The 21,525-nt window shown below is 70.2% G+C and carries 21 protein-coding genes; 8 read left to right on the forward strand and 13 right to left on the reverse strand.

Annotated features, from left to right (window positions below; all coding sequences use genetic code 11):
* Positions 1 to 64: 64 nt before the first annotated feature.
* The 3 genes from ACT3T9_RS07455 to ACT3T9_RS07465 all read right to left on the reverse strand — a co-directional run bounded on the left by ACT3T9_RS07455 (position 65) and on the right by ACT3T9_RS07465 (position 2,076).
* On the reverse strand, positions 65 to 913 hold the full coding sequence (locus ACT3T9_RS07455) for an aldo/keto reductase (RefSeq protein WP_444606226.1): 849 nt from the start codon (positions 911 to 913) through the stop codon (positions 65 to 67).
* 63 nt (positions 914 to 976) lie between these two features.
* Positions 977 to 1,450: an NUDIX domain-containing protein gene (locus ACT3T9_RS07460; RefSeq protein ID WP_444606227.1), complete on the reverse strand. Its 474-nt coding sequence runs from the start codon at positions 1,448 to 1,450 to the stop codon at positions 977 to 979.
* The gene (locus ACT3T9_RS07465; protein ID WP_444606228.1) at positions 1,447 to 2,076 is read right to left on the reverse strand and encodes a PTS sugar transporter subunit IIA; all 630 of its coding nucleotides are present in this window, start codon (positions 2,074 to 2,076) and stop codon (positions 1,447 to 1,449) included. Before ACT3T9_RS07465 ends, ACT3T9_RS07460 begins: the two co-directional genes overlap by 4 nt.
* 122 nt (positions 2,077 to 2,198) lie before the next feature.
* Between ACT3T9_RS07465 and ACT3T9_RS07470 the strand changes: the two genes are divergently transcribed.
* Entirely contained in the window at positions 2,199 to 3,155 is a 957-nt protein-coding gene (locus tag ACT3T9_RS07470; RefSeq protein ID WP_444606229.1) for a sugar-binding transcriptional regulator, read from the forward strand.
* A gap of 182 nt (positions 3,156 to 3,337) precedes the next feature.
* Here ACT3T9_RS07470 and ACT3T9_RS07475 read toward each other — a convergent pair whose 3' ends face one another.
* The 8 genes from ACT3T9_RS07475 to ACT3T9_RS07510 form a co-directional block, all read right to left on the reverse strand.
* Positions 3,338 to 4,234: an aminotransferase class IV gene (locus tag ACT3T9_RS07475; protein WP_444606230.1), complete on the reverse strand. Its 897-nt coding sequence runs from the start codon at positions 4,232 to 4,234 to the stop codon at positions 3,338 to 3,340.
* Between the two features lie 153 nt (positions 4,235 to 4,387).
* Positions 4,388 to 5,452, reverse strand: coding sequence for a hypothetical protein (locus ACT3T9_RS07480; protein WP_444599112.1), 1,065 nt, complete (start codon positions 5,450 to 5,452; stop codon positions 4,388 to 4,390).
* A gap of 169 nt (positions 5,453 to 5,621) precedes the next feature.
* Positions 5,622 to 6,104 (reverse strand): hypothetical protein, encoded by a 483-nt coding sequence (locus ACT3T9_RS07485; RefSeq protein WP_444599113.1) that lies wholly within the window; start codon positions 6,102 to 6,104, stop codon positions 5,622 to 5,624.
* 75 nt (positions 6,105 to 6,179) lie between these two features.
* Entirely contained in the window at positions 6,180 to 7,517 is a 1,338-nt protein-coding gene (locus tag ACT3T9_RS07490; protein WP_444599114.1) for a DNA/RNA non-specific endonuclease, read from the reverse strand.
* A gap of 152 nt (positions 7,518 to 7,669) precedes the next feature.
* Positions 7,670 to 8,464, reverse strand: a complete 795-nt coding sequence (locus ACT3T9_RS07495; RefSeq protein ID WP_441445328.1) for a hypothetical protein — start codon at positions 8,462 to 8,464, stop codon at positions 7,670 to 7,672.
* A 170-nt stretch (positions 8,465 to 8,634) separates the two neighbouring features.
* On the reverse strand, positions 8,635 to 9,921 hold the full coding sequence (locus ACT3T9_RS07500; RefSeq protein ID WP_441444022.1) for a galactokinase family protein: 1,287 nt from the start codon (positions 9,919 to 9,921) through the stop codon (positions 8,635 to 8,637).
* Positions 9,918 to 10,757, reverse strand: coding sequence for a nucleotidyltransferase family protein (locus ACT3T9_RS07505; protein ID WP_441444021.1), 840 nt, complete (start codon positions 10,755 to 10,757; stop codon positions 9,918 to 9,920). Before ACT3T9_RS07505 ends, ACT3T9_RS07500 begins: the two co-directional genes overlap by 4 nt.
* Positions 10,758 to 10,790: 33 nt before the next feature.
* On the reverse strand, positions 10,791 to 12,023 hold the full coding sequence (locus tag ACT3T9_RS07510) for an NAD(P)/FAD-dependent oxidoreductase (RefSeq protein WP_441444020.1): 1,233 nt from the start codon (positions 12,021 to 12,023) through the stop codon (positions 10,791 to 10,793).
* Between the two features lie 159 nt (positions 12,024 to 12,182).
* Between ACT3T9_RS07510 and ACT3T9_RS07515 the strand changes: the two genes are divergently transcribed.
* The 6 genes from ACT3T9_RS07515 (at position 12,183) to ACT3T9_RS07540 (ending at position 17,852) form a co-directional block, all read left to right on the forward strand.
* Entirely contained in the window at positions 12,183 to 12,596 is a 414-nt protein-coding gene (locus ACT3T9_RS07515; protein ID WP_441444019.1) for a DUF2695 domain-containing protein, read from the forward strand.
* A 93-nt stretch (positions 12,597 to 12,689) separates the two neighbouring features.
* Positions 12,690 to 14,192, forward strand: coding sequence for a glutamate--cysteine ligase (locus tag ACT3T9_RS07520; protein ID WP_441444018.1), 1,503 nt, complete (start codon positions 12,690 to 12,692; stop codon positions 14,190 to 14,192).
* 132 nt (positions 14,193 to 14,324) lie between these two features.
* Positions 14,325 to 15,101, forward strand: a complete 777-nt coding sequence (locus ACT3T9_RS07525; RefSeq protein ID WP_444606231.1) for a WXG100 family type VII secretion target — start codon at positions 14,325 to 14,327, stop codon at positions 15,099 to 15,101.
* Between the two features lie 54 nt (positions 15,102 to 15,155).
* Positions 15,156 to 16,031, forward strand: a complete 876-nt coding sequence (locus tag ACT3T9_RS07530; protein WP_441444016.1) for a hypothetical protein — start codon at positions 15,156 to 15,158, stop codon at positions 16,029 to 16,031.
* Positions 16,032 to 16,066: 35 nt separating this feature from the next.
* The gene (locus tag ACT3T9_RS07535; RefSeq protein ID WP_441444015.1) at positions 16,067 to 16,735 is read left to right on the forward strand and encodes a hypothetical protein; all 669 of its coding nucleotides are present in this window, start codon (positions 16,067 to 16,069) and stop codon (positions 16,733 to 16,735) included.
* 112 nt (positions 16,736 to 16,847) lie between these two features.
* Positions 16,848 to 17,852 (forward strand): bile acid:sodium symporter family protein, encoded by a 1,005-nt coding sequence (locus tag ACT3T9_RS07540; protein WP_444606232.1) that lies wholly within the window; start codon positions 16,848 to 16,850, stop codon positions 17,850 to 17,852.
* Positions 17,853 to 17,945: 93 nt separating this feature from the next.
* Here ACT3T9_RS07540 and ACT3T9_RS07545 read toward each other — a convergent pair whose 3' ends face one another.
* Positions 17,946 to 19,748 carry a BCCT family transporter gene (locus ACT3T9_RS07545; RefSeq protein WP_444606233.1) on the reverse strand — a complete coding sequence of 601 codons (1,803 nt, stop codon included), beginning with the start codon at positions 19,746 to 19,748 and terminating at the stop codon, positions 17,946 to 17,948.
* A gap of 212 nt (positions 19,749 to 19,960) precedes the next feature.
* On the opposite strand from ACT3T9_RS07545, the gene ACT3T9_RS07550 reads away from it, so the two are divergent.
* A complete protein-coding gene (locus ACT3T9_RS07550) occupies positions 19,961 to 20,626 on the forward strand; it encodes a DUF4352 domain-containing protein (protein WP_442332038.1) in 666 nt (221 codons plus the stop codon).
* Between the two features lie 341 nt (positions 20,627 to 20,967).
* Here ACT3T9_RS07550 and ACT3T9_RS07555 read toward each other — a convergent pair whose 3' ends face one another.
* Positions 20,968 to 21,465: a DUF2306 domain-containing protein gene (locus tag ACT3T9_RS07555; RefSeq protein ID WP_441444011.1), complete on the reverse strand. Its 498-nt coding sequence runs from the start codon at positions 21,463 to 21,465 to the stop codon at positions 20,968 to 20,970.
* Positions 21,466 to 21,525 lie beyond the last annotated feature (60 nt).

Genomic DNA, 21,525 nt, shown 5'->3' on the forward strand with positions numbered 1-21,525 from the left:
CCCCCCCCGTTGGGGGGGGGGCCCCGCGTCGTCGTGCTGCGGAGCAGCGGCCAGGACCGCCGGGTCAGGCGCCCTGGTGGCCTGCGAACTCGTCCGGGTTCGGGCCGCGGCGGGCCTCGGGGCCCTTGTGCAGCGCGTTGATCTGCGCGACCTCGTCCTCGGTGAGGGTCAGCTCGAGGGAGGCGAAGTTCGAGACGATGCGCTCGGGGGTGACGGACTTCGGGATCACCACGTTGCCGAGCGCCAGGTTCCAGGCGATCAGCACCTGCGCCGGGGTCGCGCGATGGGCCTCGGCGATCCGGGTGATGACGGGGTCCTCGAGCTCGCCGCCGCCCTGGCCGAGCGGGGACCAGGACTGGGTGATGATGCCCTTGCTGGCATGGAACTCACGCAGCTCGGGCTGGTTGAGGTAGGGGTGCAGCTCGATCTGGTTGAGCACCGGCAGCACTCCGGTCTCGGATTCGAGCACGGTGAGGTCTCCGATGCGGAAGTTCGAGGTGCCGATCGAGCGGATCCGGCCCTGTTCCTGCAGCTCCACGAGCGCCTTCCAGGTCTCCACGGCGAGGCCCTTGGACGGGGCGGGCCAGTGGATCAGGTAGAGGTCGAGCTCCTCGAGGCCCAGGTCCTCCATGGTCGCGTCGAACGAAGCGAGGGTCGCCTCGCGGCCCTGGTCCTGGTTGGGGACCTTGGAGGTCACGAACACCTCGTCGCGGGCGAGCCCGGCGGTCGTGAGTGCCTGGCCCACGCCGGCCTCGTTGTTGTAGCCGCGGGCGGTGTCCACCTGGCGGTAGCCGGCCTCGAGGGCCCTGACCACGACATCCGCCGCCACCGCGTTCTCGACCTTCCAGACGCCGTAGCCGAGCTGCGGGATCGAGCGGCCATCACGGAACGCGATGCTGGGTGAGGTGATCATGGGGCTCCTTGCGCTGGGGGGCACGGCGGGTGCCGTGCGGGTAAGCCCTTCCAGACTAGCGGTTCATGCCCTGCTCACCCCGAGGGAGAGCGGCCGGTCGCTGGGATCGGACTCGAGCCAGCGGGCGAGCGCGGGCGGTTTCACGTCGTATTCGTCGAGGCGGTCAAGCGGCAGCCAGGCGGTGCCTGCCTGGCGGCCGTCGGGCGCGGTGCCCTCTCCGGGCTCCTCCCCCTCGGCCAGCCCGCACCAGTAGGCGACGTTGACCTGGTGGAAGGGCGCGATCGGGGTGTCGTCGCGCACGCTCCGCTCGGTCATGAACTCGTAGAGACAGGCGACCTGATGCACCTCGACGCGCGCACCGATCTCCTCCCTGCACTCACGGATCAGGGCCGTGGGCTGATCCTCGCCGTGGTCCTGACCGCCTCCGGGCAGCTCGAACATCTCGTGTCCGGCAGGATGGACGTATCGGTTCATGAGCACCTGCCGGTCTCGCACGATGAGCGCCTTCACGGCCACCCGCGGGGTCCTGGGGCTCATGCGCCAGTCTCCTGAGCATCGGTCTCATCTCCGCGGGCGGGGCCGACGGCGGGTCCGTCGGTGGGTCCGCCTGGAGGTCTGACAGCGGGTCCGTCGGTGGGTCCGCTGGAAGGTCCCTCGGTGGGCGGGAGAATGCTCGCCAGGCGCTCCTCGAACCGTCGGCGCAGCTCCTCATCATCGGGGGCGGCCAGCAGATTCTGCACGGCGGCCTCGTCGCTGAGCAGGCTCATCAGCTGCTGGAGGGCTGCAAGATGCTCGCGGGCGTCGGTGAGCAGCGGCATCGCCACCAGGCGCACGTCGACGGTGCCGTCTCGGGTGCCCATCTCCCCGAAGGTGACCGGGCGGACGAGCGTCGCGACCGCGAGCCCCGGCACCAGCACGTGCTGCGGATCGGCATGCGGGATCGCGGAGGGGATGGGCGTCGGCAAGCCTGTCGGATAGGTCCGTTCCCGGGTGCGCAGCGCCTCCGGGAAGTCCAGGGTGACCGCCCCGGCGTCCAGCAGCCGGCCCGCGAGGGAGCGCAGCACGTCCTCGCTGTCGGAGACGTCGAGGTGGGCCAGGACCACGGTCAGGGCAAGGGGCGCGGCGGGCCCCTCGGCCGCGGGCGGCCTCGGATCTGTGCTCATGGTTCCTTCCCGGGTGGCGACCCCTCGATTCTGACACCTTCCCGCCGCCCGCCTGCGTACCCTGGGCTGATCCGGCAGGGCGCGTCCTGCGCGCCGCCAGCCCCTCATGACCAGGAGTGCCCATGCCTGCCCCTCGTGACTCCGCCGTGGTGGTGCGGGCGGCGCGGCTCTACTACGAGCAGAACCGCTCGCAGACGGAGGTCGCGCAGGAGCTGGGGCTGTCCCGCTCGAACGTCTCGCGGATCCTCACCCAGGCGCGGGACCGCGGGATCGTGGAGATCACCATCCATGACCCGGAAGGGCCGCCACGTCGCGACGAGACCCTCGAGGCGGCGCTGAGGGCGGCATTCTCCCTGCGAGCGGTGCATGTGGTCTCCGCCCCGCGGGCCACAGCGATGGAGTCGGTCGCCCGCGAAGGTGCCGCGATGCTCGCCGAGCGGGCGGCGAGCGTGCGCAGCATCGGAGTGTCCTGGGGGCGGACGGTCCAGAACGTGGTCGCGCAGCTGGAGACACTCCAGCTGCGGCCCACCCCTGCCGTTTTGCCACTGGTGGGCGGGCATAGCGCACTGGACCAGTTCGACTCCGGGGACTCCGTGCTGAAGGTGCTCGCCTCCCGGCTGGGAGCAACACCGCAGACGCTCTACGCCCCAGCGGTGCTCGAATCCGCGACCACAGTGGCCACGCTGCGCGCCGAATCCAGCATCGGCAGGGTGCTGGCGGCGGCCGCGCAGGTCGAACTCGCGCTCGTGGGCATCGGCTCTCACGGGGTGCATTCCTCCCCGCATGTGCTCGAACTGATGCGGCTGAGCGAGTCCGAGCGGGCGACCTTCGAAGCCCAGCAGCCAGTGGGCGATGTGTGCGGACGCTTCATCGACGCGCACGGGGTGCCGCTGGGGGCGCCGACGGACCAGCGGGTGCTCGCGGTGACCTTCTCGGAACTGCTGCGGATCCCCGAGGTGCTGGGGGTCGCCGCCGGAGCAGAGAAGGCCGAGGGCGTGCTCGGGGTGCTGCGCAGCGGAGCGATCGACACCGTGGTGTTCGACGTCGACCTGGCCCGCGAGGTGCTGGCCCGGGCCTGAGCCCACGCTCGGCGCAGCGCTGAGACGCTCACCGGCTCGGGCCGGATCGGGCCCGCTCGCGTCAGCTCGGGCCTGTGCGCCTCGGATCCCACCCGCTCACCTCGAAGTGGGCGATTCCGAGCCGGATCCGGCCCGCTTCTGGTTCGGAATCGCCCGATCCACGGCGCAGCGGGCCGGGCAGCTCAGGCCCGGCCCTTGAGGACCTCCTGGAAACGGGCCGTGAGCTCGTGGTCCACCGGCAGTTCGACTTCGTCGAGGTGGGTGATCGGGGCGGCCAGCCGGGTCGAGGACAGCAGCCACGCACCGTCGGAGCCGGTGACGTCCTCCACGGTCAACAGCTGCTCGCGCACCGCCGCGCCCTCATGCTCGCCGAGCCAGTCGAAGAGCATCTTCACGCAGGTTCCGGGCAGCACACCGGCGCTGACCGGGGTGGTGAGGAACGTCCCGTCACGGCGGACCAGCAGCGTGGAGGTCGGCCCTTCGAGCACATAGCCGTCGCTCGCCACGAACAGGACATCGACCGCGCCGCGCCGCTTCGCCTCGCGCACGGCCGCCATGTTCACGGCATAGCTGAGGGTCTTCGCACCGGGCAGCAGCCAGGGGCTGGTCCCGGCGGAGGCGGTGGACAGGCCCCGGTCCAAGGCCGCCACCTTCATCCCGGCCCGGTACGGGGTCCAGTCGTCCGAGATCCGGGCATGGATCCAGCAGGTGGGGACGCCGGTGCCCTCGATACCGCGGGTGTACATCACGCGCACGCTGAGCTCGGCCACCGGGTCGTGGGCGGCGATCGCGGCATCGACCGCCTCGGCCAGGGTGGCGAGATCGGGCTCGGGCAGCTCGACCTGGGCGGCGCTGCGGGCGAGCCGTGCCAGGTGAGGGCCGACGTTGACCGGCACACCGTCGAAGGCGCCGATGGTCTCGAAGACACCGTCGCCGCGAGTGGCGACGAGGTCCGTAACCGACAGCTGCGGGACGTCCGCGTCGGCCAGGTGGAAGCGGGCGCCGCCGTCCGCCGGGGCGCCGGTGGCACCTGGGACGAGGACGAGGACCGGAGCAGGGGAAGGGCTGGTCGTGGTCATGTCACGGCTCCTGATCGGGGGGCCTCACGGGGGTGGAGGCGGTCCGTCCAGGGTAGACCCCCGACCGGGAGGGCACGCTGCGCCGGGGCCGAGAGGCTGCGCCAGGGCCAACGGGCCGCCATGGCGCCGAGAGGTCGTGCGGACCCCGATGGGTCAGGAGTGCCCGATGCGGTCGCCGATCACGGAACCGCTGGCAGCACCCGGGTCGAGCGCGTCGCCGAGCATCTCCAGCAGCCGCTCGAGCAGGGAGCGCGGCCCCTGCTCCCCGTCGTTCGTGATGCGTCCGGCGGGTCCGGAGCCCGCGCTCTGCGCAGGACCGTTCTCCAGAGCCTGAATACCCGCCGAGCGGTCACCAGCCGGCGCTCCCTCGCTGGCCCCCTCAACCCCGGCTTCCGCACCGGCACCGGACTCCCCGCCCGCGCCGCCGCCACCGGAGCCGCCGCCCGAGCCTGATGCGCCACCGGACCCGGAACCGCTGCCGGAGCCGCCCGCGGACTCGCCACCGCTGCGCCCTGCAGCGGAGTCCTCACCTGCGGCGTCCCCACCTGCGGAGTCCTCACCGCCAGCGCCCCCCAGCGCGGCGGGCTCGTCAGAGAGCAACGAATCCTGCGGGGTGATCTGACCGGATTCTCCGATCAGGTTTCCGAGACCGCCGGCGAGGCCGAGCCCGGTCAGCAGGCCCTCGAGCGCGAGACCCATCCCGATCGCGCTGCGGATCATGTCGGCGAGCAGGCCACCCAGCAGGCTGCCGAGGAAGGCGCCCAGGAACGCCGCGCACCCTTCCGGGGTGCTGAGCACCTCGCGCAGCAGCTCCGCGAAGGGGCCGCCCCGACCGGGGCCCGTACCGCGCAGCGCGTCCTCCACCATCCCGAGCAGGTCGCGCAGGAACTCTCCGGGGCTCGACCATCCGCCGCCCCCGGACCCGCCGCCGAATCCGCCGAGGGGGCCGTCCGGTGCGGAGGCGGCCTCCTGCTCGTCGGCATGCTGGGCGAGTCGGCGCGCCCGCTGGCGCAGCTCGACCTCCTGGTCCTGCAGGGAAGGACGCACGACGCCGGACCAATCGGCACGGAAGCGATCGGCGTCCTCTCCGATCCATTCGATGTTCTCGATGCTCGAGGTCAGCAGGGCCTCGAGGTCAGCGAGCGCTTCCGCTCGGCGCGAGTACACCGTCCCCATCGTCCGCAGAGCCTCGGTGTCCGCGCCCCAGAATGCGTTCATCAGCCGCCGGTCCCCTTCTTCATCCCCATGACCGGCCGCGCCGGATCCCCCACTTGTCGGTCCTACGGTAATGACTCCCCGACCCGAGGGCCATGGGGAGGACTACCCATGCTCCGGCCTGCACCGATGCCCGAGAGCAGGTAGCGGACAGGCCGTGCTCGCACAGCAGTCAGGAGCCCCTGAGCAGCTCCCGCACCCAGGAGGGCAGGCGACCCTCGCCGACGCGGGCGGCGAGCAGGTGCGCGTAGGCCGTGTCGATCCCCCCGCGCCCGTCGAAGCTGCCGGGGTCCCGGTCGTAGTTCATGTCCGTCTCGAGCCGGATCCGTTCCGGTTCCTGCGGGCTGCGGCTCGCCTCCAGCCGGAGGGAGACGAAGGCCTGCTCCTGCTCAGCGGCGGCCTGCTGGAGAGCATCCAGCAGCAGGGTGATCTGCGAGTCGGTCGCGAAGGCGGCATCGCCTCCGCCAGTGGTTCCGTCGCGGTCCGTGATCACGAGCCGGCCGGCCCATTCCTCGCCGTGAGGGATGAAGGCTGCTGCGACGGCAGCCCAGTCTTCGGAGAGCTCGAGCGAGCTCAGCAGCACCCCGGCGAGGTCCTGGACGAGAGCGCCCTGGCGTGCCATCGGAGAGTCGGACGGAGGCGGGGTCTGGGTCATCAACGGAGATTCCTCCACACGGGTCGGTTCGCAGTGTCGTTCAGGAGTGCCGGTCAGGAGTGCCGGTCAGGAGTGTCAGCCGGGGAAGCGGGCTCCGTCAGGATAATTGGGCAGGTGCTCCTCCACGATCTGCTCGCCGTTCTCGTGGATCCGCACGTCATAGCCGCTGGGCACGTACTCCCAGGGCTCGCTGCCCTGCTCCGGGCTGACGCCCTCGGGCTGCTCCTCGCCCCAGGTCACGCGGGTCTCGTACGAGTAGGAGCTGCCGTCGTCGGCGATGCCGTCGGCCATCAGCGATTCAAAGGAGTAGATGGTCTCCGCCCCGCTGCGGGCCTGGTTCACCTCATCCCACTGCCGGGTGTAGTTGATCTCCTCGCGGATGCCGCCGAGCTGGCGGGCCAGCATGTGCCCGGCGTTGAACTCGACCGGTTCGGAGGTGCCGTCCCCGGCCATGTCCCAGCGCTCGGCGATCTTCGACTGGATCGACTGGCTCCGAGACATCTCGCGGTCGACGATGACGTCGGGAACGTACATGTGCTCGGTGCGCCCCAGCTCATCGGTGCGATAGAAGGTCGAGTCGTTGACGTGATACGTCGCGTCGGGGAACACCTCGCGGAGGTTGGGGTTCATCTCCTTTCCCCCGCCAGTGGCCTCGATGTAGGTGATGCGGCCCTCGCCGTCGGTGTAATAGGTGCCGTGGTCTCCCACGTCGTAGGTGGTGTCCGGGGAGAGGTCGAGCGGGGCACCGTCCGCGTCCAGGCCGAACGGTTCGTCGTCCGCGACCGGGGCGAGTTCATGGTCACCGTCCACGGTGACGGTGGAGGCGGTCTCCGGTGGAATGAGCTCCATGCCGGAGTCGGGGAAGGCGAGCCCGCTCTCGCCGACCGCCGCGGAGACGTCCAGGGCGTTCACCGCAGCCCCAGCGGTCTTGGCATGCATGGTCGGCGGGACGCCCCCGGCCATCAGCCGGAGATCTGCGGCAGCGAGGGTCGCCATGGTGCCGACGGCGGCGGAGGCTCCGGCGCCCTGGAGCAGGTCGGTGCGGGATATGGGCGGTGGTGGGGATATGACGGGCGGCGCCGCGTCCCGGCCTCCTCCCCTGCCCGCAGGCCCCTCTCGTCCCACGCCGCCACCTCCGGCGGTTCCGGCGGAGGAGGTCTCGTCCTGTTCCCAGGCATGCGCATCGAGCTCTCGCTCCTGCTGCCGGAGCCGGGAGACGCGCGCGAGCAGTCCCGGGCGCACCTGACCGCTCCAGTCCGCGCGAAAGGACTCGGCATCCGGCCCGACCCAGTGGACGGCGTCGATCACCGCGCCGAGCCGAGCGGCGAGGTCGTCGATCCGTTCGCTGCCGCCGCCGAGAGCGCCGGCCGTCTGCCGCAGCACCTCGGTGTCTGCTCCCCAGAAACCGGTCACGTCATCTCCCCCGCTCGTGGCCACGTGGCATTCACGCTACGGAGCGGCGTCGTGCCGCGGGAATGGGGAGTTCTCCCCATCAGGCGTGGCGGCGCCGAGAGTTCACCGGTGCGCCACCGGACGGCCAGGGCGAACCTGGCCGCCCGCGGAGTTCAGCCTCCCAGCACCGCGATCACGCGGCCGTGCCGGCTCCAGGCGACGTGCGTCTCGAGCGGGTCACCGGGCACCTCGAGCTCCATCAGGTCCACGCGCGCGCCGACCGGTGCTTCACGCAGATCGGCGACGGCGAGCGCGCCGACCGGCAGGTCCGAGAGACCCGAGGCCGCAGGGTCCTGCAGGGGCACCTCGACGCCCTCGGCGAGCTCGGTCATGCCCAGCAGCTCGGCGAACAGGTGCTCGTCCATCAGCTGCTCCGCGGCGTCGGTGCGGGCATCCTTCGAATCCTCCGCGACCGGTCCCCGCTCGGCGAGCGTGACGAGGGTGGCCTCGAGCGCATCGGCGAAGCGCACCAGATAGGCGCCGAGGTCGGGGGCGGCCAGCTGCAGGGCGAGGTCCTCGCCGATGCCGTAGACCGCGCCGGGCGTGCCATCCGGGTCCAGGGCGAGCACCACGGCCGCCTCCGGCGTCTCGTACAGGGGGTAGAAGGAGGTCGCGTCGCCGAGCAGGGTGTAGGGGCCCACGTCGGTGCGGTCCTCGATCTGGAGGGTGAGCATCGTCAGCCCGCGCACGATCACCCCGCCCAGCTCGTCGGCGATCTGCTCGAGGGCGGGCGGCGGATCAGCCGAGACCTCCTCCTCGGTGACGGCGAGGCCGGGGATCGCGGCGGCGTCCTGCTCGTAGATGTTGACCAGCGAGGCCAGTCGGTCCAGGACCGGGCGCACAGAGGCCAGCGGCAGCACCTCGGCGTCGGTGGGCCAGGGCAGGGAGGAGTTCATAGGCGTGCTCACACGCTCAGTGTGTCACGCGGGAACGGGCCGGTTCAGGGCAGTGCCGGTGAGCCTGGGCTCCTACCGCTCGTCCCTCGCAGCACGTCGCCCAGGCAGGACCAGATCGCCTGGGCTCCTACCGCTCGTCCCTCGCAGCACGTCGCCCAGGCAGGACCAGATCGCCTGGGCTCCTACCGCTCGTCCCTCGCAGCACGTCGCCCAGGCAGGACAGGAAGGCGTCGGGCCGCGCCGCCGGGGCGGGTGACCGACGCGGTGGCGCCCTGGCGCTCCGGGTGCGCGGCCCGGTAGGCCTCCAGCCAGCGCTGCCCGAACTCCTCGGCGCCGTCCGTCGGCACCAGCGCCCAGACACTGCCCCCGAACCCTGCTCCGAAGGCGCTCGCTGCATGGGCGCCCAGCTCGCGGGCGAGTCGCTGCAGCGCGATCGTCTCGGGCACCTGGTTGCGCAGGCCCTGCTCAGCACCGGACTGGGACTCGTCGACCAGGCGGCCGAACTCCTCGAGGTCCCCCTCCTCGAGGGCGACCGCGGCGGCGGGGATCAGTCTCTCCGACTCGGTGAGGAACTGGCTCAGGCGGCCTCGAAGGTACTCGTCCTCCGCGGTGAGCTCTCGCAGCCGGGCCACCGCCGCGGGACCGCTCGCGACTGCTTCAGCGAGGGTGCGATCTTCGCGCCCGGAGTCCTCGCGCCAGCGGCGCAGCGTCTCGGTGACGGCGAGGGAGACGCGGTTGTAGGCGCCGAGCGCGGCGCCGGTCTTCGCCGCCTCGACCCCGCTGACGGCGACCACGAAGGCAAGCTCGGGGCCGAACGCGATGGTGCGCTCGTGCCGCACCGGGCAGAAGGAGTACTGCACCAGGGCGTCCTGGACCCCGCAGAGCATGGCGGTGTGGTCCTCGCTGCCACCGAAGGTCCCGACCCCGCGGTAGCCCTCGAGAGCGCCGAAGCTCTGACCGTTCTCGACGGTGCCGAGGTACTCGCCGAGCTGCTCCGGGGTCGTGATCTCGGCGGTGAACGCTTCGTCGTCGGCGATGTCGGCCAGGTCGATCAGCGTCAGGGCGAGCCCGACCACGAGCGCTGAGGAGCTGGACATCCCGGCCGCGAGCGGGAGGGTCGAGCTGATCGTGATGTCCGCGCCGCGCAGACGGCCCGGGAAGTTCGCATCGAGCCGGTCGGCCACGGTGCGGACATAGCCGCCCCAGTGACCGTCGGCTCCGGCGGGGCGTGCCTCGCGGTGGTCGAGGTCGACGGTGACGGTGCTGCCCACCACCTCCGAGTGCACGGTCAGCACCCGATCCGGGCGGGCCGTGGCGGTGATGGTGTGGCCGGCGTCGACGGCGGCGAGCAGTGAGCGTCCCCCCGCGTAGTCGGTGTGCTTGCCGAGCACCTCGATGCGGCCGGGCACGAACCAGGAGACGGAATCCCCCTCGATCCCGGCGGCGAGCTGTGCAAGCACATCGCTCACAGCGCCACCTCGATCCCGGCGAGCGCCGCCTGGACTGCGGCGACGTCGCCGCGGGAGGACATGTCCAGCACACCCACCGCAGCGGGGACCACCGTGAACGCCTCTCCCTCCTCCAGCAGCAGGCGGACGGCGTCGATGATCTCGAGCTCCCCGCGCACCGACGGCTCGATGCGCTCGCAGGCATCGAAGATGGCGGGCGTGAACAGCCAGGCGTTCATCGAGACCGGGGCGTCCTCACCGTAGGCGGCGAGGGTCTCGTCATCGGGCTTCTCGACGATGTCGCGCAGGTGGCCCTCAGCATCGGCTGCAATCAGCGCGAAGGCTCGGATGCGATCGGCGGGGATGTTCGAGCTCCGGACCAGGGCGGCACGGTCGAAGCCGACCAGTGCGCTGCCGGGAGCTGCGGCGAGAGCGGCGAGCGCTTCGCGCGGGTAGTAGTTGTCGGAGTTCAGCACGATCACGCGCTGGTCTCCGGCGAAGTCGCGGGCGGCGGCGACGGCGTCGGCGGTGCCGCGAGGCTCGGCCTGGATCGCGGTGGTCACGCTCACCCGGCCGCCGCTGATGCGGGCGGCGTACTCGCGCAGCATGTCGTGCTCCGGGCCGATGACCAGGCACAGCTCCGTGACGCCGGCGTCGGCGAGGACGGAGATGACGTAGTCGAGGAAGGGGCGACCCACGTCGATCAGGGCCTTCACCCCGCTGGCGGCCACCTGGGCCTGCTGCTCATCGAGCTGTGCGGTGTCGTCCGCTCGGCGCATGCGGGTGCCGAGCCCGCGTGCGAGGATCACGGCCCGGGTGGGGGCATCTGCGGGGATTTCCTGGTTCTGATCAGCCACGCAGGAAGTGTACGGGGGGACTGCGCCGAGTTCTCAGCCGCCCGGGATGATCTGCTCCTCGAGCGAGTCCGCGGGGAGCTGGCCCTCCTGTGAGGCGGCGATGACGTCGCTGGCTCGGGGCACCGAGTCCCAGGTGTTCCACAGCAGCACGCCCTCGACCGCGCCGTCCTCGAGGTAGTACACGACCGCGGCGCTGCGCTCCGCATTCCACACCTCGCGCATCTCCAGCTCGGCGTCGAGTCGTCCCACCGCCTCGTACCCGTCGTCGAAGAGGTCGGAGAAGAACAGCGGCGTATAGGAGTACTCCTCCGGCGCCAGCGAGTCGTCCAGCAGGGCGCGCGCCATATTCCTGCCGGCGACGGTGCCGGAGGCCTCGGCATGGTCGACGTGCTCGACGTGTCGCAGCCCCAGCAGCGGGTCGTCGAACAGAGCGATGTCGCCGGCGGCGTACACATCCTGCTTGCTGGTGCGCAGCTGAGGGTCGACCACCACCGCCCCCTGCTCGAGGTCGATGTCCGCATGTGATGCGAGGGTGGTGTTCAGTGACGCGCCCAGGCCCAGCACGACGACATCTGCATCGAGGCTGCGACCGTCCTCCGCACGCAGCACGAGCTTCTCACCGGCATCGACTCCGGCCAGGCGGAATCCGGGCACCATGGTGATCCCGTGCGCGGTGAAGGTCTGCTGGACATGGTCGGAGATCGAGGCGGGGAACAGATGCTCCAGGAGCCGCTCTCCGGAATGGGCGAGGGTCACCGCAGCACCGGTGCGGGTCAGCGCCGCGGCGACCTCGGAGCCGATATACCCGCCACCGACCACCACGACGCGGGCACCGTCCACCGCGAGCCGGCGCAGATGCCGGTAATCCCCGACGGTGCGCAGGTAGGCGACCCGGTCATCGCGAAGCCCCGGGAGCCGACGGGGCGAGGCCCCGGTGGCCAGCAGCACCTTCCCGAAATGGGTGCGGTTCCCGCGGGCGGTGACCACGCTGTGGGAGGCGGGCAGGAGCTCGGTGACCAGGGTGCCGGTGAACAGCTCGGCGCCGGTCTCCTCCGCGGTGTGCAATTCCTGGCTGCGAGGATCGGGGTCCTCGCCATGCCAGAGGGCCTTCGACAGGGCCGGGCGGTAGACGGGAGCGTGGGGATCCGCAGAGAGGATCGCGATGGTGGCGTCGGGGTCCGCCTCACGGATCGCCCGGGCCGCTCGGTCCGCGGCGATGCCGCCTCCGATGATCACGTGGTCGTAGCGGTGCTTGAGGTCCGACATCGCAGGCTCCTTCGCCGAACGGATGGGTGCTGCCACGATATTCCGCAGCGGTCACTTCAGCAACGTCTCCGGCCCCGGCCTCTCCTCCACAACGCCTGGTCATCCACATCCCGAACCCGGACGCGGCGCTGCGGACGGCTGCGATGGTGCACTGCCGTCATGACCGATACACCGCTGACGGCGGCCGAGGAGATGCTGCGGGATCTCTCGGCTCAGCTGACCGACCCCGTCCCGCCCGAGTGCCTGCTGTGCTACGTGTTCCGCATGCTCGAGCACGGCTGTCGCGGGCTGCGCTGGGCCCGCCGCTACCGAGACCTGCGGGCGCCGCAGGCGACCGCTCTGGTGCGGCGCCTGCGCCAGGTGGGCGCCGGCTGCGACTGCGAGATCTTCTGGAACGGGTACGTCCTGCACGATGAGCATCTGGTGCGCACGATCCAGCGTGACCAGGACGGCCGTGCCCATCCCGGCGAGCTCGAGTACCCCGAGCTGATGCCGGCCTGCCAGGGTGCCCGGACGGGATCGACCCGGCCCTGCGCGCTCTGGAGACGGCAGGGCCGGTACCGGCCCTGGTGAGGTGAGACGATCACAATAGCCATCTGCATACGTGCCCGCGGTGCGGACGTGCTTGGATGAGCGCCATCATCCCGCCACCAACTGGAGGTCACCATGGGACGCGAGATCGGCAGCACCGAGTACACCCGTTCCCAGCGCACGCGCTACCGCCGGGAGCTGCGTCGGAACCTCGACCTCTTCGAGACCTTCCTGGACACGGCCGAGTTCGTGGACGAGGGAACCGTCGGGGTCGAGCTCGAGATGAACCTCGCCCAGACGGACACCATGGCTCCAGCCCTGATCTCCGATCTGCTGCTCGAGGATCTGGACGACGAGGACTACGTCCACGAGATCGGCCGCTACAACCTCGAGGCGAACCTGCCTGTCTCCCGCCCGCAGGGTGAGGGGCTGCGCGCCCTCGAACGCGAACTGACCGAGAAGATCGACCGCGCAGATGCCGCCGCCCAGGCCCGTGGCGCACGGGTGATCCCCATCGGGCACCTGCCCACCATCACCGAGGAGCTCTTCTCGGGCGACGAATGGCGCGCCCCGGGCGCCCGCTACGAGGCGCTCGAGAAGAGCGTCCTCGAAGCGCGCGGGGAAGAGATCTACCTGAGCATCGAGGGCGAGGGGAAGGGCAAGGGCCTGGACGCGACGTTCGACTCGATCGCGCCCGAATCCGCCTGCACCTCGATGCAGCTGCACCTGCAGGTCCCTCCGGAGCAGTTCGCCGCCGCCTGGAACGCCGCTCAGGCGATCGCCGGACCACAGGTGGCGCTCGCCGCGAACTCGCCCTTCCTGCTGGGCAGGCGGCTGTGGCACGAGACGCGCATCCCCACCTTCGTGCAGGCTCTGGACACCCGCCCGCCCGAGCTCGCCACCCAGGGCGTACACCCGCGGGTGTGGTTCGGCGAGCGCTGGATCACCTCGATGTTCGACCTCTTCGAGGAGAACGTGCGGCTGTTCCCGGCGCTGATCCCCGAGTCGCGGGAGATGGCTGAGGAACCCCTGCTCACCGAGGGCTCCTCACCGCGGCTGCATGAGCTCATGCTCCACAACGGCACCGTCTGGCGCTGGAACCGGCCGATCTACGACCCCGGCGTCGACCTCCCGCACCTGCGGCTCGAGAACCGTCTGCTGCCGGCGGGGCCGACGCCCGCGGACATGGCCGCGAATGCCGCGTTCTTCTACGGCATCCTCCACTCGCTGGTCCATGAGCGACGGCCGCTGTGGTCCCGGATGAGCTTCGAGCAAGCCGCCGAGGCCTTCCAGCAGTGCGCCCGGTGGGGCCTCGAAGCCCGGGTGCGGTGGCCCAAGGTGGGGAGGGTGCGCGTGGCGGATCTGCTGCTCGAGCAGCTGATACCCCAGGCCATGGAGGGACTGCGGAACCTCGGTGCGGATGCGGACGTGGTCGAGCGCTATGACGGCATCCTCTCCGAGCGTGCCCGCACCGGCCGCAACGGCGCCCGCTGGCAGATCGACACCGTCACCTCGCTCGAGCTGCGCGGTGCGACACGATCCGAGGCTCTGGCGGAGATGACCCGTCTCTACCGGTCCGCGGTGGACACCGGCGAGCCGGTGCACGCCTGGCCGGTCCCGGCCCGCCAGCGCGGCTGAACCCGGCTCGTCCCGCCGTGGCGACCGATGGGGAGCTCTCCCCATCGCGCCGTCCGCTCGGCGCGCTTACCGTTGCGAACCAGCAGTGGGCGCACCAGGCGCACGCAGGGTTCATCAGGGGGATATACGGACATGGGCGAGTTCTGGGGGGCGGACACCGAGCAGCTGCAGGACCTCTACCGCGATTTCGAGCGGGGCTCGGACTCGATGGAGGACGAGTTCAAGCGCGTCGGCAACAGCATGTTCGCCTTCAACCGTCCGTCCTGGGAGGGGCCTGACGCCGATGCGTTCTACGCGGAGTGGGAGCGCATCTCGAACGAGGCGCGCGATCTCTACACCGCCATCGAGGAGATGGGACGCCAGCTGCGCGACGAGGCGCAGGAACAGGACGACGTCTCGGAACCCGAGGACGGCCTCTGGGAGACCCTCAAGGACCTCGGCGGCACGCTTCTGGCCGGCTGGGGGATCCTCACGGACACCGCCCAGGCGATCTGGGACGGGCTCAAGGAGGGCAGGATCGACTGGCCCGCCTTCCGAGAGGGTGGGAGCCGCTTGAAGAACTGGTGGAACGGCGCCGAGTTCGACAAGAAGCTCGGCCGGCTGCTCGAATCCAAGGGATTCAAGCGGATCTCGAAGCTCATCCCGATCGTCGACATCCCCCTCACGATCGACGGGATCATCAACGCCGACGATCCGGTCGAGGCCATCTTGGGCGTCGCCGGACTGGTGGGGTACATCCCCCACCCCGTCACCATCGGCATCGGACTGGTCGCCGACGTCATCTCGATCGCCGACTGGGCAGGCGAGGAGTTCTTCGACTTCGACCTGAGCCGCGAGGTCGGCGACTGGTTCTCCGACACGATGAACGACGGCTTCGACACCAAGCGCTGGAACCCCCTGCTCGTCTGACGAACCCCACCCTCCCGTTCCCACCACCGTTCCCACCCCGACCCCGAGGCAGAGATGACCACGCCGCACACCACCACCGATCACGACACCCTTCACACCCGCCGCTCCCTGAGCGCCGCGGCCTCCGTCCTGCGAGACGGCACGCGCGAGCGCGTCGAGCTCGGATCCTTTCTGGACGAGGAGCTCGCTGTCCTCCTGCAGGAGACCGGGCTCCCCGACTCCGAGGTGTGGATGCCCTGGGCGGAGCAGCATCCCGGCGGGGTCGAGGCCGGTGCCGCGAGCGTGCGACGGATCCTGATGCGTCGCCACCAGCTGGTCCCCGAGGCGGTCGCCGCCGAGCTCGAGGAACGTGAGCCCGAGATCGCCGATGAGGCACTGGTCGCAGATCCCACGACCGCCGGGACGCTCGTCCTGCGCCGCAGCGCCGTCGCGGTGACGACCGCGCTGCGCACGATCTACGTCGAGGACGCACCCCGGGAGCTGCGCTGCTACTTCTACCATCAGAGCGTCGGGGTAACCCTCGAGGAGACGGTGACCGCCGAGGGTCTCCACTCCTTCGCCGTCCTGCCCACGCCTGCAGTCGGCGAACGCCTCGTGCGGGTCGTGGACCCCCGAGGCGTCGCCTCCACAGACTCGGAGATGCGGGAGGTCTCCGCGGGAGCGCCGCCCGAGGAGTGGGGCGCGGGAATCGCCGAGGGCACCCGCCATCTCACCCAGGTCGTCACCTCGACCCCCGACAGCGCGACGGCCCGCAGCGCCTCCTTCCACGCCACCGACGAGGCCGTGCACGTGGTCGTCGCCGACTCCGTCACCGCCACCCCGGATGACTCCGCCGTGCTCCGGATCGCGCAGGTCGGGCCCGAGTCGCTGCGGGATGCCCTGGGCCAGCTCATCACCGGCGAGCACGCCGCGGCGCCCGACCCCGCGTGACCTTCCCCGGCGCCCCGATGCCATACTCGGCTCCCATGGCACAGCAGACTTCTCTCGGCCCTCGGCTGCAGCGATATCGCACGCGGGTCCCGATCCTCGCGGCGATCGGCTGGCTGAGCGTCGGGCCCTTGATCATCCTGGTCACGCTCGTCGTGGCCGGGGTGTGGAGGCTGCCGGAGCTGCTGCTCGTCACCCTCATCGGCGTCATCATCACCGCGGCCATGGCGGCATATCTGCTGTGGAGCGGCTCTGCGCATCTGGATGTACATGCCGGCGGCGTGGTGGTGGGGCGGAGCATCCTCGCAGGCCGTCCCCGGGAGCTGCGGTTCACCGAGATCCACCCGGCGACCCTTCGCGTGCACACGGGGATCGACAGCCTCCAGCCGACATGGGACCGTCGCTTCCGTCGCCCCTCGAGCGCCCACCTCTTCCTGGGGCCGGGGGCTGACCACGCCGTCAGCTTCCTGGGCCCCGACCGCGACTCCGAGCTCTCCGGCACCGCACGGCCCCCGGTCCCAGGACGCGGGATCATCGTGTTCGCCTCCCCCGCAGCGGAAGAGATCGCCGATCAGCTGCGCGCCGGGCTCGAGCGGGCGGGATGTCCTCCCCCTCTGGCCCGGGAGTACCTGCGGCACGGAGTGCGGAAGCTGCCCGGCAACGGGCTCCGCGCGCGGCAGGAGATCCCCGGCATGGAGTATCGCTGACCGCGGTCGGGACCGCGGATCGGTGCCGCAGGCTCGAGTGACGTGATCCACACGCGGCAACTGGTGGTCCACATCATGGGACGCCATCTCATCGGGCGATACCATGCGGGGCATGAGCACTCCATCCCCCTCGACCACGGAGACGCGACCCCCCGCTGCGTCCACCGCCCGCACCTCAGAGGACCGCTCCGCGCGCATCGCGGTGACCGTCTTCCCCGCCCTGATCCTCGCTGCCGCGGCCTTCGGCTTCTTCGTGCCGAGCGTCGGTCAGTCGCTGGCGCAGTTCACCAGCATCTACCTGGGCATCATCATGTTCGCCATGGGCCTCACCCTCACGGTGCCCGACTTCGCCCTGGTCGTGAAGCGACCGCTGCCGGTCCTCATCGGCGTCATCGCCCAGTACGTGATCATGCCGCTGATCGGACTCGGCATCGCCGTGCTGCTGCAGCTCCCGACGGAACTCGCCGTCGGCGTGATCCTGGTGGGCTCCGCCCCAGGTGGCACCAGCTCGAACGTCATCGCCTACCTGGCTAAAGCCGATACCGCCCTGTCGGTGACGATGACCTCCATCTCCACGCTGCTCGCCCCGCTGTTCACCCCGATGCTGACCCTGTGGCTCGCGGGCTCCTACCTGCCCGTGGATGCCGGAGCGATGGCGATGTCGATCGTGAAGATGGTGCTCATCCCGGTCATCGGCGGCCTCGTGATCCGGCTGATCGCCGGCACGCTGGTGGACAAGATCCTGCCCGCGCTGCCGTGGGTCAGCGTCGCCGGCATCTCGCTCGTGGTCATCGCCGTGGTCAGCGGCTCCACCGAGGCGATCGTCACCGCCGGCGGCATCGTGCTGCTCGCAGTGGTGCTGCACAACGGCGTGGGCTACCTGCTCGGCTACTGGGCCGCCCGCCTCCTCCGCCAGGGCGAACGCGCCGCCCGCACCACCTCCATCGAGGTCGGCATGCAGAACTCCGGCCTGGCCGCGACGCTCGCCGCGAGCGCCTTCAGCCCGACCGCCGCGCTGCCCGCCGCGATCTTCTCGATCTGGCACAACCTCTCCGGCGCCGTGCTCGCGATGTACTACCGCCGCAGCGCCGACAAGCATCAGGTCGATCCCTCCTGATTCGCGCCTCCGGCACGCAGAAGGGCCGACGCACCGCTCTCGCGGGCGTCGGCCCTTCTGCGTCGTGCTCTCCCGCCGCTCAGCGGAGCTCGGTCAGCGGGACTCGTCCCGCCCCTGCTCCGGAAGTTCTGCCCTCGCGCTGCCGGTGCGCGAGGGCAGGGTCCCGGTTCCCACCGCCGACGGATCGGCGCCGTCCTCGGCGGACTCCTCGTAGATGTCGCTCATCACCGGCACCTCCGAGGTGAAGGTCGGCTCCACGACGTAGTCGTCAGTGTCGTACTCCTCGTCCTCCTCGCGGCGCTCGTACTCCTCCGGCGGCAGCACCTGCGCCCATTCCCGGGTGCGGATCGGCGGCAGCTCCCCGGCGTCCTCGCGGAGGGCTCGCAGCAGGGCGTACATCTGGAACCAGCCCATGATGAAGAACGGCAGTCCCACCAGGATGATCGTCGACTGCAGCGCCTCCAGCCCGTCGGAGCCCGAGAACACCAGCAGGGCGGCGGTGACCAGCGCGATGGCCACGCCCCAGAAGATGCGCTGCCCCAGGGGGTTGAAGTCCTCGTGCCCGTTGGCCATCGAGTCGGTGACCAGGGCGGCAGAGTCCACCGAGGTGACGAAGAAGATGACCACCAGGATGATCGCGATCACCGAGATGACGAACGCGCCCGGGTACTGGTCGAGGAAGGCGAACAGCGCGCCGGGGATGTCCCCGTCGCCGACCACCCGATCGACCAGCCCGCCCTCGCCGTTGAGCTCGATGTCGAAGCTCGCGTAGCCGAAGACCCCGAACCAGATCACGGAGAAGGCCGAGGGGACGGCGAGCACGCCGGTGACGAACTGGCGGATGGTGCGGCCCCGTGAGATGCGGGCGATGAAGATGCCCACGAAGGGCGACCAGGTGATGGTCCAGGCCCAGTAGAAGACGGTCCAGGTGTTCTGCCAGCCGGTGTTCGCGAAGGTGTCGTTCCACAGCGCGAGCTCCGGCAGAGCCACGAGGTAGTTGCCGAACGACTCGAAGGTGCCCTTGAGGATGAACAGCGTGGCACCACCGGCGAACAGCACGAAGAGCAGCAGCAGCACGGCCACGACGATGTTGAAGTTCGAGAGCACCTTGATGCCCTTGTCCAGGCCCATCGACACCGAGATCAGTGCGAGCCCGCAGACCACGCCGATGATGATGAGGTTCCAGCCGGCGCTCTCAGGGACCCCGAACAGCTGGTTCAGCCCACCGTTGATCTGCAGCGTGCCCAGGCCCACCGAGACGGCGATGCCGAACACGGTGCCGATGATGGCGATGATGTCGATGGTCTTGCCGATAGGGCCGTGGATGCCCTCGCCCAGCAGCGGCTGGAAGATCGAGCTGACGCGCGGCGGCAGGTTCCGCTTGTGGATGAAGTAGGCGAAGCACAGCGCCGGCAGGGCGAAGATCGTCCAGGTGTGCAGCGTGAAGTGGTAGTAGGTGAAGTTCATGGCGTCCCGCGCGGCGGCCAGGGAGCTGGCCTCGATGCCGAGCTCGGTGGCGCGCGGCGGGTCACCGAAGTGGCTGACCGGCTCGGCGACACCCCAGAACATGAGGATCGAGCCGATGCCAGCGGCGAAGAGCATCGCGAACCAGGCACCACCGGAGTGCTCCGGCGGTTCGTCGTCCGGTCCCAGCTTCACGCGGCCGAAGCGACCGGCCGCGATGAAGATGAGGAATCCCAGGAAGACGGTGACGCCGAGGATGTAGAACCATCCGAGGTTGGTCAGCAACCAGTCCGAGGCGGCGCTGGTCGCTCTGCCCATCGGCTCGGTGAAGGCGATCGTGCCGATCACGAAGGCGATGATGATCGCCGCCGAGCCGAAGAAGATCACGGGTGAGGTGCGCAGTCGCAGCGCATCATGCAATCTGGTCAACATGGCCAGTCTCCTCGTGGTGCGGAAGGCGTCTGGTGCGGTAGGGCGTCGTAGGGAGCGAACTCGACCGGACCGTTGCGCCGTGGCGAGGCAGTCCGGCTCTCCGACAGTACCGCAGAGGTCGGTCTGGTCCCGGGGGAGTTCTCCCCATCGCGCGCCGGTGGACCTGCCGATACCGTGGGCACCATCAATCGAGCGTCATCGTGGAGGAGACCATGAGCAACCCCTACGGCGTGCCGAGCGCACCTCCGCAGAAGAGCCGTACCGGCCTGTACGTGGGCGTCGCCTGCGGCTGTCTCCTGCTGGTGACGATCCTGGTGGTGGTCATCGGCGCCGGTCTCTGGCTGTTCTCCCGCGACGGTGGCGGCGAGGGCCCCACCAGCGGTCCCAGCTCCAGCCAGACCCCGTCCGAGGATCCGACCACGGACGATGATCCGACGGATGACCCCACCAGCGATGATCCGACCGACGATCCGATCGAGACGCCCAGCGACGATCCCTCGGCAGATCCCACCTCGGGCGCGGGCTCCTCGTTCTCGATCCATGTCTCCGCGCCCTCGGAGGGCGCCACGCTGGACACCCAGGACGAGACCCTGGAGACCGAGAACGGGAAGTTCATCGGCGTGGCCGTGACCATCACCAACAACGGCACCGAGGACATCGGCCTGGCGGGCGCGAACTTCCGCTTCTACGACGACGCGGGCACCGATCATCCGTTGCGCTACGCCTCGTTCTCGACCTCGGGGCCGCAGGTGGCTCCCGGCGAGGAGGCGACCGCACTGCTCTACGCGGATGTGCCCGAGGACATGGTGCTCGAGGAGATCAGCTACACCGATGAGGTGGGCACGGGTGGCGAGGAGCTCAGCTTCCCCGTGGGCTGAGCGACCAACCGGTCTGGACCGATCCCCGCGCAGGCCACGAGCACATCACGCATCGCAGGCCGTCGCACTCAGGGATTGACCAGCCTCACCCCAGTGGTTTTTCCGGAAGCCGGGGTCTACTGGTCTCAACGCGTCACCGGAGGACCTGCCGACTGAGGAGGAAGCAGGCTCCGACAATCCGGGGGCGCGGGGGAAAGGGATGGCCCCGGCTCGTGGGGACGAGCCGGGGCACTTTTCTGTCCCGAGGACACTTTTCTGTCCTGAGACACATTTCCTGTCCGGGGATCGTGATGCGCCATCCGAGACCGCGATGCGCCGTCCGCGGAGATCTCCGGTCGGTCTCAGACGCCGGTGCTGCTGAGATCACCCTGCGCGCGCTGCGGATGCTGCCCGGCCGTCCGCACCACGCTGACGTGGACGAGGAGCACGAGGGCGCCGACCCCGAGAGCGGTGATCACCACGATCAACGGCTCGCTGCGCAGCAGCTGCGGGATCAGCCGCGCCGGGACCAGGGCGGCGAAGGCGAAGGCTGCGAGGGTCCCGAGATAGGAGCCGATCATGAAGCCGCGATGGACGCCCACGTTCCCGGCACGGATCCCGAGGATCGCCACGACCATGCACACCAGGGTCCAGATCGACAGCCCGTGCAACCACGAGAAGCCGTCGGGCGCGATCCAGAAGCTCGAGATGCACACCGTGAGGATCGCCGCCACCCAGGTGACCCCGACCAGCCGATGGGCGAGGTCTCGGCGGCGACGCAGGATCTGCAGCGGACCCAGCACCAGCACGTAGGTGGCCGCGAGGGCATGCAGGGTGATCACTGGCGTGAAGGCGTCCATGGGGTGCACGATAGTTCCGCTATCCCATGCCGCGCCATCAAGATAGTTGCTGGTCGGCAC

Origin of the sequence: Brachybacterium sp. AOP29-B2-41, from assembly GCF_052378395.1 — a bacterium.
Lineage (GTDB): Bacteria > Actinomycetota > Actinomycetes > Actinomycetales > Dermabacteraceae > Brachybacterium.

Excerpts from the sequence above, each read along its gene's own strand:
- ACT3T9_RS07520 (WP_441444018.1), top strand. The coding sequence starts at position 12,690 with ATGGGACGCGAGATCGGCAGCACCGAGTACACCCGTTCCCAGCGCACG.
- ACT3T9_RS07545 (WP_444606233.1), bottom strand. The coding sequence starts at position 19,748 with ATGTTGACCAGATTGCATGATGCGCTGCGACTGCGCACCTCACCCGTG.
- ACT3T9_RS07540 (WP_444606232.1), top strand. The coding sequence starts at position 16,848 with ATGAGCACTCCATCCCCCTCGACCACGGAGACGCGACCCCCCGCTGCG.
- ACT3T9_RS07550 (WP_442332038.1), top strand. The coding sequence starts at position 19,961 with ATGAGCAACCCCTACGGCGTGCCGAGCGCACCTCCGCAGAAGAGCCGT.
- ACT3T9_RS07555 (WP_441444011.1), bottom strand. The coding sequence starts at position 21,465 with ATGGACGCCTTCACGCCAGTGATCACCCTGCATGCCCTCGCGGCCACC.
- ACT3T9_RS07480 (WP_444599112.1), bottom strand. The coding sequence starts at position 5,452 with ATGAACGCATTCTGGGGCGCGGACACCGAGGCTCTGCGGACGATGGGG.
- ACT3T9_RS07475 (WP_444606230.1), bottom strand. The coding sequence starts at position 4,234 with ATGACCACGACCAGCCCTTCCCCTGCTCCGGTCCTCGTCCTCGTCCCA.
- ACT3T9_RS07485 (WP_444599113.1), bottom strand. The coding sequence starts at position 6,104 with ATGACCCAGACCCCGCCTCCGTCCGACTCTCCGATGGCACGCCAGGGC.
- ACT3T9_RS07525 (WP_444606231.1), top strand. The coding sequence starts at position 14,325 with ATGGGCGAGTTCTGGGGGGCGGACACCGAGCAGCTGCAGGACCTCTAC.
- ACT3T9_RS07460 (WP_444606227.1), bottom strand. The coding sequence starts at position 1,450 with ATGAGCCCCAGGACCCCGCGGGTGGCCGTGAAGGCGCTCATCGTGCGA.
- ACT3T9_RS07465 (WP_444606228.1), bottom strand. The coding sequence starts at position 2,076 with ATGAGCACAGATCCGAGGCCGCCCGCGGCCGAGGGGCCCGCCGCGCCC.
- ACT3T9_RS07530 (WP_441444016.1), top strand. The coding sequence starts at position 15,156 with ATGACCACGCCGCACACCACCACCGATCACGACACCCTTCACACCCGC.
- ACT3T9_RS07455 (WP_444606226.1), bottom strand. The coding sequence starts at position 913 with ATGATCACCTCACCCAGCATCGCGTTCCGTGATGGCCGCTCGATCCCG.
- ACT3T9_RS07515 (WP_441444019.1), top strand. The coding sequence starts at position 12,183 with ATGACCGATACACCGCTGACGGCGGCCGAGGAGATGCTGCGGGATCTC.
- ACT3T9_RS07535 (WP_441444015.1), top strand. The coding sequence starts at position 16,067 with ATGGCACAGCAGACTTCTCTCGGCCCTCGGCTGCAGCGATATCGCACG.
- ACT3T9_RS07510 (WP_441444020.1), bottom strand. The coding sequence starts at position 12,023 with ATGTCGGACCTCAAGCACCGCTACGACCACGTGATCATCGGAGGCGGC.
- ACT3T9_RS07470 (WP_444606229.1), top strand. The coding sequence starts at position 2,199 with ATGCCTGCCCCTCGTGACTCCGCCGTGGTGGTGCGGGCGGCGCGGCTC.